Origin of the sequence: Calidithermus chliarophilus DSM 9957, from assembly GCF_000430045.1 — a bacterium.
Classification (GTDB): Bacteria; Deinococcota; Deinococci; order Deinococcales; family Thermaceae; genus Calidithermus; species Calidithermus chliarophilus.
Genome location: NZ_KE387027.1, coordinates 527,313 through 542,966, shown reverse-complemented (window position 1 = coordinate 542,966; position 15,654 = coordinate 527,313). Strand labels below are relative to the sequence as shown.

The window sequence follows — 15,654 nt, the reverse complement described above, 5'->3', positions numbered from 1 at the left end:
AACGAAAAATGGGAAACTCCATATGAGTCCTAGAACAACGGCTAGCCAAATCTGGGGAAATTGATAGTCTCGTTTAAGCATCTTTCTCCAGAAACCTTAGGCGACCCCATTTTAGCTGGAGTCGCCCGAAAAGGTTCGATACCTTAGCGCAGCCAGTAAACCGCACTAAACACCCCGCTGGCTTGTGAGTTCACCGTGATGGTGTATTTATTATCTGCTGAGTCACGGGTGATCACACAGCTTCTCACAGCCCTGGGGTATTCCGCCGGAGCACCCTCATCTTGGAGGATAGTGCTTTTGCAGTTGTCCCCGTCCAGTGCACTAACATCGCTGCCTAGAGTGTCGGCCGAAGCAATCCACTGTACCACCTGCTTCAGGTACATCTGGCTAGCCATGTCTAATGCGCGCTTGCGGGCGGTCAACACGCTTGGGGTGAGCACGGCGGCCAGGATGGCGATGATCGCGATGACGATCAGGAGCTCGATGAGCGTGAAACCCCTTGCCCTGTGCATCCAGGCCCCCTTCTGGGAGCAAGGGCCGGGAATGACCCCGGCCCTGCGTCAGCTTAAGGGTGCCTCAGTACACCGCGGTTACGGTAACGTTGTTGACCGAGGTGACCGTGACGGTGCTCCGACCAGTGCTCGCGTTGTAGCTGATGGCGCAGTTGCTGACGGCCTTGGGGAAGGTGGCCGGGGCACCCTCGCTCTGCAGGACTCCGTCAGTACAGCTAGTAATGGTGCTGATCGGCGTGCCGGCGGTGTCGGCCGCGGCGAGCCAGGTGGCGACCTGGCGGGCGTAGGCGCCGGCGGCCTGGTCGTTGGCGCGCTTGCGGGCGTTGAGCACGTTGGGGATGAGCACGGCCGCCAGGATGGCGATGATCGCGATGACGATCAGGAGCTCGATCAGGGTGAAGCCTTTAGCGTTGCGCATGTTCTTCCTTCCTTCTCCCGGCCAAGCTGATGTATGGGTATTGGCGCGGGGCTTCCAGTAGTGCAGCTAGAGGGCCTATTGCCGATTTGCCGACGGTTGGTCTTGAGGTCGTGCCTCAATCCAAGCGTGATGCTAGCAAGGGGTGTAGAGGCAAGCAAGGGCAAATGAACAAGTTATAAGATCACACCATGCTAGCGCTATGTCTCACAGTCCTCATTTAACTCGTTTAATACGGCATAGACACAATTGGGCGTTACCTAAATATCATTAAGCTTTCGGGGTTGGACGCTTGCCGAGAGGCCCTTAAGGGGTATCTACCGGCTGAGGTGTGAAGCCTTCGGCCGAGGCTCTGTAGGGGATAAGCCCGGCTTAGCTGCTTGAGCTACCAAGTTGCATGGCCTATAAAGGAGCGGATGCCCAATAGTCCCAGGCCTGAGGGGCAACTCCTGGCGCGCAATACCTTGATCAACCTGCTGGGACAAGGGTTGCCTCTTGTCGTGGCATTTATCGCGATCCCGCCTACCGTACACGTATTAGGGATTGATCGCTTTGGCGTCCTCGGGCTGATCTGGGTAATCCTGGGCTACTTCGGTGTCTTTGACCTGGGTCTCGGCCGAGCAACTACCCGGTTCGTGGCAGAAGCTTTGGGGAGCCAAAAGCAGCACCGCATTCCCCTGATTCTCTGGAATGCGGTGTTCGCTCAAACCTTACTCGGCTTACTGGGTGGTTTAGCGTTACTGAGTCTAGCACCATTCCTTGTAGACCACACCCTCAACATCCCCGTAGAGTCCCAGAATGAGGTCCGTACGGCTTTTTATATTTTGGCCGCTGTACTTCCATTGGTACTGGTGGGTAGTTCATTTAGTGGTCTTCTCGAGGCCTCCCAGCGCTTCGACTTACTCAACGCAGTACGTGCCCCCTTTACAGCAGCCAACTACCTAATCCCACTCGTTGGCGGCTTAGCTGGGTTCGGCCTTCCTGGCATCGCTGGCTTTCTGCTGCTTTCCCGCCTGTTAATGCTGATTATTTTTTACAGAGTTTGCGTTAAGCTCTTTCCCTTCATCCGCTCGCCTGCCCGATTGTCACGCTCAGAGCTGCGCTTATTGCTCAGCTTTGGCGGGTGGATCAGTGTATCAGGTATTGTCGGGCCGGTACTGGTCTATTTTGACCGGTTCATCATCGGCACCCTGCTACCTATAAGTGCTGTAGCTTACTACACCATGCCCTATGAAATGGTTACTCGTTTATGGATTATCCCAGGTAGTTTTATCGCCACGTTATTTCCAGCCTTTAGCTACTTGACCACGACCGGAGGGAAGGCAGCCCTCGGACTTCTCACAGCCCGCTCGGTCAGGTATATCCTGGCTTCCCTAGGCGTAATCACGGTGTTCATCGTCATCTATGCCTCAGACCTCCTGAATCTCTGGGTTGGGGAGTCCATTGCCAGGGAAAGTACCTCGGTCCTGCAGATCCTGTGTTTAGGGGTTCTAGTCAATTCACTGGCCCAGATTGCCTACACCCTGATTCAGGCTCACGGTCGGCCCGACCTGACGGCTAAACTTCACTTGCTCGAGTTGCCGCTCTACCTGCTGCTCGTTTGGGAACTGGTTCGTCTTTGGGGAGTAGTGGGGGCAGCTCTGGCTTGGACCCTGCGGGTAACCGTTGACGCTTTAATATTATTTCTGCTTGCCCATCGGTTATCCCTGATTTCACCCCTAGCTCTGTGGAGAGAGAGCGTACCTCAGGTGGCTGGGGGAGTGCTCGCTTTTAGCGCTATAGCCTCCATAGTGGTTACTCGAGGAAACCTGCTTTGGGAGCAAGTGGCCCTCTTTTTCACTCTTCTTCTGATAGCGCTAGGAATGGTCTGGAAGGGGTTCCTGACTGAGAAGGAGCGCAGGCGGATTGTAGGCTGGTTGAAAAGGGAGACGCCGTGAAGGACCATTACGATAACGAGGGTATACGTGTTGTAGAAGCCCCAAACTGCTATCAGTGTGGCCGTCAGGGAAGTTCCCTGTACCGAGGCTTACGTGACCGGATATTCGCGGCTTCAGGGCTCTGGAATATCGCTTACTGCTCCCATTGCCAACTGGCCTGGCTCGATCCTCGCCCCGTACCGGAAGATATCGGGAAACTCTATGCAAACTACTATACCCACGTAGGATCGGAGAGGGCTACAAACAAACAATCCCTACTCCAGCGAATTAAGAACGGTATCCTGGCGGAAAGTTTTGGATATAGCTCTCTAGTTAATAAGAAAGGCAAAGATGCACTTTTAGGCCGTATTCTTTCGCGAGTACGGCTTCTATACGATTTTGCCGGATCCTCTGTCATGTGGCTCCCCTTACAAAAAGGGGGACGCTTGCTCGATGTGGGATGCGGAAGTGGTGATTTCATGGCGCGCATGCGCGACCTAGGGTGGCAGGTAGCGGGAATTGAGCCCGACCCTGTGGCAGCACAATTAGCTCAGCGACGGGGCCTTGAGGTACATCAGGGAACTTTGGAGGAGGCGGGCTGGGCGGAGGGGAGCTTCGATGTGGTAACCCTGAACCACGTAATTGAGCATCTGCCTGACCCAATCAGCGTTCTGCAGGCTTGTCGCAGACTCCTACGCGAGGGGGGGAAGGTAGTCATCGCAACGCCTAATAGCCGAAGCTTGGGAAGTCGATACTTCGGCCAGGCTTGGCTTGATTGGGATCCACCACGGCATCTTTACCTCTTCACTCAATACAGTTTGGGGGAGTGTGTTCGCAGGAGTGGGCTGTGCCCCATCGAGATACGTACAGTTGCCCACTCGGCATGGTGGCGCTTCGTAACCAGCAAGCTGATACGCCAGAATAGCGCGCTTCCTGGCGGGTCACCGATAGGCGAATTACTTCGAGCGAAGGGAGCCAACGCCGGTTCCAGGCTGCAAGGTCTGGTCTTTCAGTTGCTGGAGCAGAGTCTTTTACGAACTGGCGATCTTGGCGAGGAGTTGGTGTTGATCGCCGGAAAACAAAAGTGACTGGGCACCGTTAGTCCGTGTTCTGGGAGCACCATCTTGAAGTAGCGCTTGCCCTTACTCTCTGAGCAGATCTGTATGCACTCGGCGGCTCGAGTGTGGAGGTGGGACTGTGACCACGGTCGAGCGCTGCTGGGCTTATAGTGACATCAGTGTTCAACCCATCAGTTCATATCGTCATCTTGAATTGGAACGGCTGGCAGGACACCGTGGCCTGCATCTCTTCTCTCCAAGCGCTCGATTACCCCAACTACCGCATTCTTGTTGTAGATAATGGCTCGACGGACGGATCAGTGCATGAAATACGCAGAGCCGCACCGGACGTAACTGTTGTGTCAACGGGCGCAAACTTGGGTTTCGCCGGGGGCAACAACGTAGGGATTCGCTCCGCAGTGGAGCACGGAGCAGATTACGTCTGGTTGCTCAATAACGATACGGTGGTGGATAAAGGAGCGCTCTCTGCGCTGGTCGAGGTGGCAGAGAGCAACGGGGCGATTGGGGCGGTGGGGTCAGTGCTGTATTACATGGACCAGCCAGAGCGGATACAGGCGTACGGCGGGGGAAAGGTATCCTTGTGGATAGGGTATTCCCGCCACTACACCAATGTGGAGTCATCACGAATGGACTACCTGGTGGCCGCGAGTTTACTGGTGCGCCGGATAGCATTCGAGAAGGTAGGCCTTCTTGATGATGGGTACTTTATGTATTGGGAGGACACTGACTTCAGCTTTCGTTTGCGCAAGGCAGGCTGGAAATTAGCGGTGGCGACGAACTCCAAGGTTCTACACAAGGAGTCCGCAAGCATGGGCAAAAAAAGCCCAACGCTTGACCGGTACTTTAACAGGTCGGCACGACGCTTTTTCACGCGGCATGCGCCTTTGCCTCTCCTCCCAGTCGTTCTCGGGGTAGGGGGACGATTTATAAAGCGGGTACTGCAGAGGGATTGGGAGCGAGCGTTGGCTACTCTGCAGGGTGGCTTATCAAGGGGATAAATGCACGTAGCCTTTGTTAGTTCCGTCCCGCCCGCTGCTTGCGGTGTGGCCGACTATACCGCCCACCTAGTAGAGGCACTGGCTAGAAAGGGCATACTGACTTCTGTTATTCAGGGCGAGCATTGGGGCTTATGGAGTTTGGGCGAGCTATGGCGTCGGATAAACGACGTAAGGCCGGATATCCTACATATTCAGTACCCGACCGTGGCGTATGGGAGCGGCCTCGGCCCTCTTGCCCTGATCTGGAGAGCTGCGAGGACTGTTCCGGTTGCCGTGACCGTACACGAATTCAGCCAGGCTCACCCACTCCGGCGAATTGCGGTGATGGGACTGGCAAGCGGTGCCCACCACGTAGTGTTCACAAATCCCTTTGAACGAGGCGCGCTGACCAAGTGGCTCCCGCAGGTGTGGTCGCGATCTAGCGTCGTCCCTATAGGAAGCAACATTCCATTTACTGAGCCAACGCCCGGCCGCAACGTGTTTGAAGTCGCTTACTTCGGCCTTATTCGCCCAAACAAGGGCCTCGAGGCCTTTCTTGACCTGGCTCGAATGGCTGCTTCCAACCCACACCCCTTCCGATTTGTCATCATTGGCGCACTCCAGGCCGACCGCCACGCTTATCTTCAGTCGCTAAAAGAAAAATCTCAGGGACTCGACAATCTAGCCTGGGAATCGAGTCTGACTTCAGATCAAGTTGCTGCCCGGCTCGCCCGTTGCGGGTTTGCTTATCTCCCCTTTCCGGACGGGGCCTCTGAGCGGCGTGGCTCACTGTTGGCCGCACTCGGGAATGGCGCCGTAGTGGTAACTACCCGTGGCCCCCAAACTCCCGCTTCACTCGGCGAGGCGGTGGTGTATGCAGATAAGCCGGCCGAGGCCTTGAAGCACCTAGAGGAGTTGCTCGCTACGCCCGACCGTATGGAGCAACTCCGCGCCAGGGGAAGAGCCTGGGCTCAGATTTACTCCTGGGATGCGATTGCTGAGGCCCACCTTAGCTTGTACAAGGCGTTGTTGCACCACTAGTATGCCGCTATGCGTCTAGCGCTCGTGCATGATTGGCTCGTGACCCCAGGCGGGTCTGAGAAAGTCCTCGAAGCCATCATGCAGCTCTACCCCGAGGCCCCCCTCTATACGCTTGTACATGACCCCGAGCCTTTTCTTGCTCGTGAGGTGGCAAAACATCCGGTTTACACGTCCTTTCTACAGCGTCTACCTTGGGCTACACGCAAGTACCGGACGTACCTACCGCTAATGCCGCTGGCTATTGAGCAGTTCGACCTCTCCGCCTACGACGTGGTGATCTCGAGCTCCCACGCGGTGGCTAAAGGGGTGCTCACCGGGCCGGACCAGTTGCACCTGAGCTACGTTCACACCCCTATCCGCTACGCCTGGGACCTGCAGCCGCAGTACCTGCGCGAAGCCGGGTTGGAGCGGGGGGTAAAAGGCGCACTGGCTCGCGCTCTCCTACACTACATGCGGCTATGGGATCAACGCACGGCGGCCGGGGTTGACGTGTTCGTCGCCAATTCCCACTACATCGCCCGGCGCATCCGCAAGGCGTACCGCCGCGAGGCTGAAGTGATCTACCCCCCTGTGGACGTGGAATCTTTCACGCTGCACGAGCACAAGGAGGACTTTTACCTGGCGGCCTCGAGGATGGTGCCTTACAAGCGGATGGACCTCATCGTCGAGGCCTTCAGCCAGATGCCCGGGCGCAAGCTGGTAGTCATCGGGGATGGCCCCGACTTCGAGAAGGTCAAGGCGAAGGCGGCCCCCAACGTCCAAATGATGGGCTACCAGCCCTTCTCCTCCCTCAAGGAGCACATGCAGCGGGCGAAAGCGTTCGTGTTCGCGGCGGAGGAGGACTTCGGGATCATCCCGGTGGAGGCCCAGGCCTGCGGCACGCCCGTGATCGCCTACGGCAAAGGCGGAGCGCTCGAGACGGTACAGGAGGGGGTCGGCGGCGTTTTCTTCTCCGAACAGACGCCTCGAGCGATCATCGAGGCCGTCGAGCGCTTCGAGCAGCAGACCTGGACCCCCAGTGCCATACGCCAAACGGTCGAACGGTTCGGGGCGGAACGGTTCCGGCAGCAGTTCAGGAGCCTGGTGGAGAGGGAATGGTCAAAATTCGTAACTTCCAAAGCCGGCGGCCGTTACCCTGAGTAACGATGCTACGCCGCCCAGTGAGCACCTCGGTGCGCCTGCTGCACAACCCCTGCTTGCCCTGGCTCACCTCGGCGACCCTGCTCTTTTCCGACGTCCTGATGCTGGGGCTGGCCTCGGCCGTGACCATCTGGGTACGCTGGCTCCTGCCCGGCAGCCTCCCCTTGGAGCTCTACGCGGGGCTGTGGCCGGGTTTGGTGGTGTTCGCGGCGATCTATGGCCTGGTGGGGCTTTACCGGGTTGGGCTCACCCCGGTCGAGGAGTTGCGGCTGTTGTCGTACACCTCGAGCGGCCTTTTCCTGGTGTTCGGCGCCACCACCTTCTTGTTCAAGGGGGGCGAGCTCTACTCGCGCTCGGTGTTCCTGGTGGTCTGGCTGTTGAGCTTGCTGTTGGTGCCGCTGGGGCGGGCATTGGTGCGGCAGTTGTTCGCCGCCAAGCCCTGGTGGGGCGAGGCCGTGGTGATATTCGGGGCAGGGGCCACCCAGTGCCAGGTGGTTCGAACGCTCCAGGCTCAGCCCGGGCTGGGCTTTAAGCCCATCGCCATGCTCGACGACGACGCGAGCCGTCATGGCACGGCCTGCGCGGGGGTGCCGGTCGCGGGGGGCATGGACCTGGCCCCCGCGGTCGCCCGGCAGTTGGGGGTGCGCTACGCGGTGGTCGCCATGCCGGGGGTGCCTCGAGGGGAGTTGCTGAAGCTTCTGGAGCAGCAGGAGCGGGTCTTCCCGCACCTCCTGCTCATCCCCGACCTGCTGGGGTTCAGCAGCCTGTGGATCTCACCCCGCGACCTCGGCGGGATGCTCGCCCTCGAGCTGCGCCAACAACTCCTGCTGCCCGGGCCCCGCCTCCTCAAGCGGCTGATGGACCTCAGCCTGGTCGCGCTGGCCGCCCTGCCGCTGGCCTTGCTCACCGCGGTGATCGCGCTGCTGATCCGCCTCGAGACGAAAGGTCCCGTCTTCTACGGACACCCCCGCATCGGCCAGGGCGGCCGGATGTTCAGGGCCTGGAAATTCCGCTCGATGGTCCCGGACGCCGACCGGGTGCTCGAGCAGTACCTGGCGCAGCACCCGGAGCTGCGGGAGGAGTGGGAGCAGAACCAGAAGCTCAAAAACGACCCCCGGGTCACTCGAGTGGGCCGCTTCCTGCGGCGCACCAGCCTCGACGAGCTCCCCCAGCTTTGGAACGTGCTCAAGGGCGAGATGAGCCTCGTGGGGCCCCGCCCCATCGTGCAAGAGGAGGTCGGGCGCTACAGCCAAGAGCTGAGCCTGTACCTGAAGGTGCGGCCCGGGCTGTCGGGCATGTGGCAGGTCTCTGGGCGCAACGACACCTCCTACGCCCAGCGGGTGGCGCTGGATGCCTACTACGTGCGCAACTGGTCGGTATGGCTCGACCTGTACATCCTGGCCCGGACCACGATGGCCGTGCTGAGCAAAAACGGAGCCTACTGAGAGCGGTTCCCACGAATCCCCCTCGAGGCCCGGTTGACCTGCGGAATGAGACGCCTGCCGGCGGTCGTGAGGGCGTGCCGACAAGCCCCAGTCCCGGCAGCCTAGAGGGCAAACTCGAGGCGGCGCGCCTCGAGCTCCTCACCGATCTGGACGCGCTATGCAGGGGGACGGGCGGGCCCAGTATTGACAACCTCGAGGCACCCCGCTAACATAGCGGTTGCTGTTCGGGGCTGTGGCGCAGCTGGGAGCGCGTCTGAATGGCATTCAGAAGGTCAGGGGTTCGAATCCCCTCAGCTCCACCAAGACCGTGTAGGACAGGGAATTCCCTCTTTGACTCAGTACAAAGAGGGGATTCTTTTTTACCGTGTCAGGATAGCTCCCAGCTGCCTCGCGCCTGCGCGCTTCGCCCTCGGTCTTAACAGACCTTCGGGGCCACAGCCCGACGGGAAAAACCCCGGCTTTACTGGCGATCGGAAGGAAAAGTATGAGCGAAACGTTAGAACGGCTCAAACTGCGCTTTGTACGCCAGAAACAGAATGAGGTCACGTCTCGCTGGTACGAGTCGGGGTTTTCCTTTCGGGCTTGATATATCTGGCGCCAGCCGCTATAGTTGATCGTTGGCTGGGCCGAGAGCCCAAGGCTTGCCATTGTCAAGCCTGCGCGGAGGAACCCTAAATGTTCGCAATCATCGAGACCGGAGGAAAACAATACCGGGCCGAACCCGGCGCGAAACTGCGCGTGGAGAAGCTCGAGGCCGAAGCGGGTCAGACCGTCGAGTTCGACGCCCTGATGCTGGGCGGGGACAACCTGGTGGTGGGCAGCCCTACCGTGCCCGGCGCCAAGGTGGTGGCCGAGGTGGTGGGTCACGGCAAGGGCCGCAAGGTGCTGGTGATGAAGTTCAAGGCCAAGGTGCAGTACCGCCGCAAGCGGGGCCACCGCCAGCAGTACACCGAGATCGTGGTCAAGGAGATCCGCGCTTAAGTGCCCGTAGCCGGTAGCCCGTAGCCCGGAACCGCTGTCCGCTATCGGCTATCCGCTGTAGGCACTCCGAAGGAGCTTGTTATGGCACATAAGAAGGGTCTGGGTTCGACGAAGAACGGGCGCGACTCCCAAGCGAAGCGCCTGGGCGTGAAGAAATTCGGCGGCGAGGTGGTGCGGGCTGGCAACATCCTGGTGCGCCAGCGCGGCACCAAGTTCCAGCCCGGCGCCGGCGTGGGCATGGGCCGTGACTACACCCTCTTCGCCCTCGTGGACGGGGTGGTGGAGTTCGCCGACAAGGGCCGCAAGGGGCGCTTCATTTCCGTGAAGCCCGCCGCGGCCGGGGAAGTCAGCCAAGCGTAAGCTCAGTGAGGGCCGAAAGCTGAAGGCCACGAGCCTTTAGCCTTCGGCCTCGAGCTTTTAGTCTGGGACCATGTTCAGGGATACGCTCGAGATCACGGTGAGCGCCGGGCGCGGCGGCGACGGGGCCATCAGCTTCTGGCGGGAGAAGTACATCGCCAAGGGCGGGCCCGACGGCGGCGACGGCGGCGACGGCGGCTCGGTCATCCTGCGGGCGCTGGGCCAGGTGGACTCGCTGTCGACCCTCTCCAAGCGCGTCTACCGCGCCGAAGACGGCGAGCACGGGCTGGGCAAGGGCATGGACGGGCGCAGCGGCCGCGACCTGGTGGTGGAGGTGCCCCGGGGGACGCGGGTCTTCGACGCACAGACCGGCGAGCTGCTGGCCGACCTGGTCGAGGAAGGCCAGACGGTGGTGGCCGCGCAGGGCGGGCAGGGCGGGCGGGGCAACCGCCACTTCGTCACCCCCACCCGGCAGGCGCCGCGCTTCGCCGAGGGGGGGCTGCCCGGGGAGAAGCGGCGGCTGCGGCTCGAGCTGATGCTGCTGGCCGACGTGGGCCTGGTGGGCTACCCCAACGCCGGCAAGAGCAGCCTGCTCGACGACCTCACCGCCGCCTCCCCCAAGGTGGCGGCCTACCCCTTCACCACGCTGGCCCCCAACCTGGGCGTGATCGAGCGCGGCGAGGGCGAGCGCATCACCATGGCCGACATCCCTGGCATCATCGAGGGGGCGAGCCAGGGCAAGGGCCTGGGGCTCGACTTCCTGCGCCACATCGGGCGCACGCGGGTGCTGCTGTACGTGCTCGACGGCAGCGACCAGCCCGTGGAGACCCTGCGCACGCTGCAGGCCGAGCTGCGGGCCTACGACCCCGAGCTGCTCAAGCGCCCCTCGCTGGTCGCGCTCAACAAGATCGACCTGCTCTCGCCTGAGGAGGCCTCGAGGCTCGAGGGCGAACTCGCCGCCTTTGGCCTGCCCGTGCTGGGCATCTCGGCGCTGAGCGGGGAGAACCTCGAGCACCTCGTCGCCACCCTCTTCGCGCTGGTGCAGGCCGCGCCCAAGCCGGCCCTGGAGACGCCCCAGCCGCGCCCCCCGGCCGATAACCGCATCCGGGTCGAGGAGGTCGAGGAGGGGGTCTTCGAGGTCAGCGCGCCGCAGCTCGAGCGCCAGCTCGCGCGCATGAAGGGCGAGGTGAGCGAGATGGCGGGCTACCTCCAGGACTTGTTCAAACGCTATCGTGTAGAATCGGCGCTCGAGGCCCGCGGTGTCCGTGCGGGCGACACAGTGCGGCTCGCCGGGGTGGAATTCGAGTACATCCCGGAGGTGTGAACCGCGAAGCGTATGGCACATGGCGCATTGCATATAGCTAGTGGCCCGTGGCCCGTGGCCCGCGGCCGGAGGCTCTCCCTCGCAGGCGATCAGCCGCGGGCCACCGGCGGTCTTTGGGCGTTCGGCGTTTAGCGTTCGGCGTTCGGCATCGGTCTTATGCGCATCGGCATCTTCGGCGGCAGCTTCGACCCCATCCACCTGGGGCACCTCCTGGCGGCTTCGGAGGCCGCGTCGGCGCTGGGGCTCGAGCGAGTGCTGTTCGTGACGGCGGCCCGCCCGCCCCACAAGACGCCGGTGGCCCCGGCCGAGGCCCGCCACGAGATGGTGGTGCTGGCGACGGCGCAGGACCCGCGCTTCGAGGCCAGCCGCCTCGAGCTCGACCGCCCGGGCCCCAGCTACACCGTCGACACCCTCGCGGAGGCCCAGCAGCGCTACCCCACCGCCGAGCTTTTCTTCATCACCGGCGCCGACGCCTACAACGACGCCGACTCCTGGCACCAGGCCGAGCGCCTCGACGACCTCGCCCACCTGGTGGCGGTGACCCGCCCGGGCCACACGCCCCAGATCCATCCCTTCTTCCAGGGGCGCACCCGCCTGCTGGAGATCCCCGGCTACGACGTTTCCAGCAGCGAGATCCGCCGGCGGCTGCGCGAGGGCCGCTCGGTGCGCTACTTGCTGCCTTTGGAGGTGGAGGTTTTCCTTGGTAAACACGGCTTTTACCGAGTGGACTGAGCGGGTGCGGAGCCTGGTCAGCCCCGAGCGCTTCGCCCACATCCTGCGCGTGGCGGAGCTGGCGGCCCGCATCGCCGAGGCCAACGGCCTCGAGCCCGAGCGGGCCTACCTCGCCGGCATCCTGCACGACGCCGCCCGCGAGTTCAGCCCCGAGCGCCTGGCCGAGCTGGCCCCCCCGCAGCACGAGGTGGAGTGCAAGCACCCCAAGGCCCTGCACGGGCGGGCCGGGCGGCGGCTGGCCGAGTCGTGGGGTGTCGAGGACGAGGGGGTGCTCGAGGCCATCGAGGGCCACGTCTACGGGGTGCACCCCGGCCAGGGCATCGGCATGGCGGTCTACGTCGCCGACGTGTCGGAGCCGGGGCGGGGGGTCAACGAGGACATCCGCGAGATGGCCCTGCAGGGGCAACTGCTCGAGGCCTACCGCAAAGCCGTGAAGAGCAAGGTCGAGTACCTCCAGCACAAGGGCGTGCCCATCCACCCGCGCACCCTCGAGGCCTACCGCGAGTTGCTGGCTCAGCCGGGTCTAAGCTCCAACCCGTAGCTTCAGGCTGTCGGCCCGCGGCTGCTCTCGCCGATCGGGTATCTTTGTCAGGGTTCATTCATGCGCCGACCTCGAGCATCCTTGATCCTTCTCAGCCTGGCCTTCTTCGGCCTGGCGGCGGCCATCCATTTCGCCCCCGAGCCCGGCGACCTGCGCCACGGCGGCGGGGGCGGCGGTTTCCGGGTGGGCAAGCAGCCCGAGATGAGCCTGGTGATCGCCGCCCGCGACATCCAGTACTGCGGCTACCACACCCCCTGCGGGCCGGGCGACCGCACCGACACCATCTTCTACGCCGCCGCCCGGGGCAGCGAGGTGAGCCTGGTCGCCCTCCCGCGCGACCTCTACACCCCCCTCACCGGCGGCAAGATCAACGGCGCCTACGCCCGCGGCAAGGCCCAGGGCCTGGTGGACGCCGTCGAGGACGCGCTCGGGCTGCCGGTCGACCACTACGTGATCCTGACCATCGACGTCGTCAAGGTGCTCGTCGACGCGGTGGACGGGGTGGACGTGGTGCTGCCCGAGCCCATGCAGTACACCGACCGCGCCGCCGGGCTCTTCATCGACTTCCCCGCCGGGCCCAACCACTTCGACGGGGCCGACGCGGTGAAGTACATGCGCTTCCGTCACGGCTACGGCAGCGACTACAGCCGCCTCGACCGCATCAAGGACCTGCTGAGCCAGGTGGCCGAGAAGATCAAGCAGCCCAAGTACTGGAGCCGCCTGCCGGGGCTGGCCAACCAGCTCTGGGGCAAGCTCGAGACCGACCTCAGCGTCCAGGACGCCCTGGCCTGGCTCCCCTACCTGCGCGGGGTCTCGCTGCGCTCGGCCACGCTGCCCACCTACGAGGACGGCGTCTTCCTGCGCTACGACGAGGAGGAGCGCAACCGCTTCCTCAGCGAGTTCTTCTCCCTCGACCTCAACCTCCTCACCGGCATCGCGCCCGAAGGCAAGGTGGCGGTGCTACGGCCGGCCGCCGGCGAGCGCTCGGTTGAGAACACCCAAGCCCCAGCCGCCGACTTGCTCGAGGGCTTCCGCCGCCTGGGCCTACCCCTGCCCGACGTGGCCGAAAACACCTCCGGCCTGGGCCCCGGCGTCTACATCCGAACCGGCACCTCCGTCGAGGTGGCCCGCTACTACGCCGAGTTGCTGCACCTGCCGCTGTTCACGCGCTACACCGTGGATCCCCCCGGCTACGACGCGCTGATCGTGCTCCCGGACGCCGGGCCGGGGCCTAGGGCGTCGGTGGTCGAGGGCCGGTAGTCCAGCGCCGAACGCTGATAGCCCATAGCTGATAGCCGATAGCGGGTCGTACGTCCTACGTCGTACGCCGTACGCCGTACGCCAGACGCAAAACGCCTTGGCCCCCGGCCCTCGGCGCCGGCCGGGAGGGCCGGCGAGGGGTCAACTAGCCACAATCTGACGGCTGACGACTGATCGCTGACGGCTTCTCCCCTCACCCCTCCACGTTCGAGGCCGGCTGCCTGGCGGGCTCCCCCACCTCGCGCAGCTCGAGCGCGCGCTCGGCGAGGCGTTCGCCTGCTTCGGCGAAGGGGTGGAAGATGAAGCTCACCCCGGCGCGTTCGAAGATGGGGTCTTCCTCGCGGTGGTAGCTGGTGACGGCGATGAGGCCGGGGAAGCCGCGGCGGCGCAGGCCCTCGACGGCGCGGAGCTTGGCCTCGAGGTCGGGCATGGTCAGCAGGACGCCCTTGATCCCGGAGAGTTCCAGGCGTTCCCACAGCTCGGGGTCTTCGGCGTCGCCGTAGAGCACGCGGCGGCCCTTGGCGCGGTGGGCCTCCAGCTTGGAGGGGTCGGCGTCGAGGCCCACGACGCGCTCGCCCTCGCGCTCGAGCAGCTTGTAGGCCGCCCCGCCCGTGCGGCCCATGCCCACGACCAGCCAGCGGGCCTGCCCCAGCCGGGTGGGCTCGCGGTCGGGGTGGTAGCCGGAGCGCTCGAAGCGCAGGAGGTAGGGCTCCAGGCGCTGGTACAGCCGGTGCACCCGCCGGTTGAGGGGGGCCACCAGCACCAACGAGGCCGCCACCACCAAAGCCAGCAGCGCGCCCCAGGACTCCTCGAGCACGCCGCTGCGCACGGCGGCGCTCGAGGTGATGAGGGTGAACTCGCTGAAGGTGCCCAGCGCCACCGACGAGACGAACGCCGTGCGCGCGCGCAGGCCGAACAGCACGAACAGCGCGAAGAAGATCGCCAGTTGCAGCGGCAGCGAGAGCAGGATCAGCAGGCCCACACCCAGCAGGTCCAGGGGGGGGAAGCCGCCCAGGCCGATCTCGAGGAAGAAAGCCACCAGGAAGGCCTCTTTAAGGCCCCACAGGGTGCGCGAGAGCTCGGTGGTCTGGGCGTGGCCGGCCAGGACCGCGCCCAGCAGCAGCGCGCCCAGCTCGCCCGACAGGCCCACCGCCTCCGCCAGGCTCCCCCCGCCCAGGGCCAACCCCACCCCGAACAGCAGCAACAGCTCGTCGTGGCCGCTCTTCTCGAGCACCCACACCGCCAGCGGGCGCAGCAGGGGCAGGGCCAGCAGCAGCAGGGCCCAGGGGGTGGGGGTCTTGACCCCCGCCGCCGCCAGTAAGGCCACCGCCACCAGGTCCTGCAGGACCAGGATCCCCACCACCACCCGCCCGTGGTAGGTGGAGAGCTCGCGCTTCTCCTCCAGGAGCTTGATCGCCAGCACCGTGCTCGAGAAGCCCAGCCCCAGCCCCACGTACCAGGCTGAGCTGTCCAGCCAGGGCCACAGCAGCAGCGTGGTCAGGCCCCCCGCCAGCAGCAGGTGCAAGCTCCCCACCCCCAGCACCTCGGGCCGGAACAAGCTCGCCAGCCGCAGCTTGAGCCCCACGCTGAACAGCAGCAGCAGCACCCCGGCGTGGGCCAGCTCGTGCAGCAGGTCTCCCCCCCGCAACCCCAGCGCCCCCAGCCCAAACCCTGCCGCCAGATAGCCCACCAGGGGCGGCAAGCCCAGCGCACTCGCCCCCAGCCCCAGCACATAAGCTCCCAGCACCCACAGGGCTTCCATGAAAGGAGTTTATTGGGTCGGCAGGCGGTTGGAAAATGAGCGGCCCGGCAGGTAGGTATTAGCCGTCAGCGAAGGGCGGATGGCTCGTGGCTCGTGGCTACCCCTCCCCGCCGCCGTCGAGGGTCGAGGGCCGAGGTGTCTCGCGTCTTGCGTCTCGCGTACGACGCCGGGC

The 15,654-nt window shown here is 63.7% G+C and carries 15 protein-coding genes and 1 tRNA gene; 13 read left to right on the top strand and 3 right to left on the bottom strand.

What is annotated here, in order from left to right; all coding sequences use genetic code 11:
- Positions 1 to 143: 143 nt before the first annotated feature.
- Both MEICH_RS0119635 and MEICH_RS0119630 read right to left on the bottom strand, forming a co-directional pair.
- Complete coding sequence (locus MEICH_RS0119635; RefSeq protein WP_027894007.1) at positions 144 to 512, bottom strand: prepilin-type N-terminal cleavage/methylation domain-containing protein; 369 nt, start codon at positions 510 to 512, stop codon at positions 144 to 146.
- A 64-nt stretch (positions 513 to 576) separates the two neighbouring features.
- Positions 577 to 930 (bottom strand): prepilin-type N-terminal cleavage/methylation domain-containing protein, encoded by a 354-nt coding sequence (locus tag MEICH_RS0119630; RefSeq protein ID WP_027894006.1) that lies wholly within the window; start codon positions 928 to 930, stop codon positions 577 to 579.
- Between the two features lie 413 nt (positions 931 to 1,343).
- On the opposite strand from MEICH_RS0119630, the gene MEICH_RS28220 reads away from it, so the two are divergent.
- From MEICH_RS28220 to MEICH_RS26190, 13 genes are all read left to right on the top strand, one after another.
- Positions 1,344 to 2,864 (top strand): flippase, encoded by a 1,521-nt coding sequence (locus tag MEICH_RS28220; RefSeq protein ID WP_084542439.1) that lies wholly within the window; start codon positions 1,344 to 1,346, stop codon positions 2,862 to 2,864.
- 395 nt (positions 2,865 to 3,259) lie between these two features.
- Positions 3,260 to 3,931 carry a class I SAM-dependent methyltransferase gene (locus tag MEICH_RS30760; RefSeq protein WP_084542438.1) on the top strand — a complete coding sequence of 224 codons (672 nt, stop codon included), beginning with the start codon at positions 3,260 to 3,262 and terminating at the stop codon, positions 3,929 to 3,931.
- A 149-nt stretch (positions 3,932 to 4,080) separates the two neighbouring features.
- Entirely contained in the window at positions 4,081 to 4,920 is an 840-nt protein-coding gene (locus tag MEICH_RS28210) for a glycosyltransferase family 2 protein (RefSeq protein ID WP_218916438.1), read from the top strand.
- Complete coding sequence (locus MEICH_RS30755) at positions 4,921 to 5,940, top strand: glycosyltransferase (RefSeq protein ID WP_084542436.1); 1,020 nt, start codon at positions 4,921 to 4,923, stop codon at positions 5,938 to 5,940.
- Between the two features lie 9 nt (positions 5,941 to 5,949).
- Positions 5,950 to 7,083 (top strand): glycosyltransferase family 4 protein, encoded by a 1,134-nt coding sequence (locus tag MEICH_RS0119615; RefSeq protein ID WP_027894004.1) that lies wholly within the window; start codon positions 5,950 to 5,952, stop codon positions 7,081 to 7,083.
- A 2-nt stretch (positions 7,084 to 7,085) separates the two neighbouring features.
- On the top strand, positions 7,086 to 8,525 hold the full coding sequence (wbaP, locus tag MEICH_RS0119610; protein WP_245587716.1) for an undecaprenyl-phosphate galactose phosphotransferase WbaP: 1,440 nt from the start codon (positions 7,086 to 7,088) through the stop codon (positions 8,523 to 8,525).
- A gap of 226 nt (positions 8,526 to 8,751) precedes the next feature.
- Positions 8,752 to 8,827, top strand: a tRNA-Ala gene (locus MEICH_RS0119605).
- Between the two features lie 373 nt (positions 8,828 to 9,200).
- Positions 9,201 to 9,506, top strand: coding sequence for a 50S ribosomal protein L21 (rplU, locus tag MEICH_RS0119600; protein ID WP_027894002.1), 306 nt, complete (start codon positions 9,201 to 9,203; stop codon positions 9,504 to 9,506).
- 81 nt (positions 9,507 to 9,587) lie between these two features.
- Positions 9,588 to 9,866, top strand: a complete 279-nt coding sequence (gene rpmA, locus MEICH_RS0119595) for a 50S ribosomal protein L27 (RefSeq protein ID WP_027894001.1) — start codon at positions 9,588 to 9,590, stop codon at positions 9,864 to 9,866.
- 70 nt (positions 9,867 to 9,936) lie between these two features.
- Positions 9,937 to 11,187: a GTPase ObgE gene (gene obgE, locus MEICH_RS0119590; RefSeq protein ID WP_027894000.1), complete on the top strand. Its 1,251-nt coding sequence runs from the start codon at positions 9,937 to 9,939 to the stop codon at positions 11,185 to 11,187.
- Positions 11,188 to 11,343: 156 nt separating this feature from the next.
- The gene (gene nadD / locus MEICH_RS0119585) at positions 11,344 to 11,919 is read left to right on the top strand and encodes a nicotinate-nucleotide adenylyltransferase (protein WP_027893999.1); all 576 of its coding nucleotides are present in this window, start codon (positions 11,344 to 11,346) and stop codon (positions 11,917 to 11,919) included.
- 4 nt (positions 11,920 to 11,923) lie between these two features.
- Complete coding sequence (yqeK, locus tag MEICH_RS0119580; protein ID WP_174422457.1) at positions 11,924 to 12,460, top strand: bis(5'-nucleosyl)-tetraphosphatase (symmetrical) YqeK; 537 nt, start codon at positions 11,924 to 11,926, stop codon at positions 12,458 to 12,460.
- Between the two features lie 81 nt (positions 12,461 to 12,541).
- A complete protein-coding gene (locus MEICH_RS26190; RefSeq protein ID WP_051304372.1) occupies positions 12,542 to 13,720 on the top strand; it encodes an LCP family protein in 1,179 nt (392 codons plus the stop codon).
- Positions 13,721 to 13,913: 193 nt separating this feature from the next.
- Here the strand turns inward: MEICH_RS26190 and MEICH_RS0119570 are convergent, their stop codons facing one another.
- Positions 13,914 to 15,482, bottom strand: a complete 1,569-nt coding sequence (locus tag MEICH_RS0119570; RefSeq protein ID WP_027893997.1) for a cation:proton antiporter family protein — start codon at positions 15,480 to 15,482, stop codon at positions 13,914 to 13,916.
- Between the last annotated feature and the right edge of the window lie 172 nt (positions 15,483 to 15,654).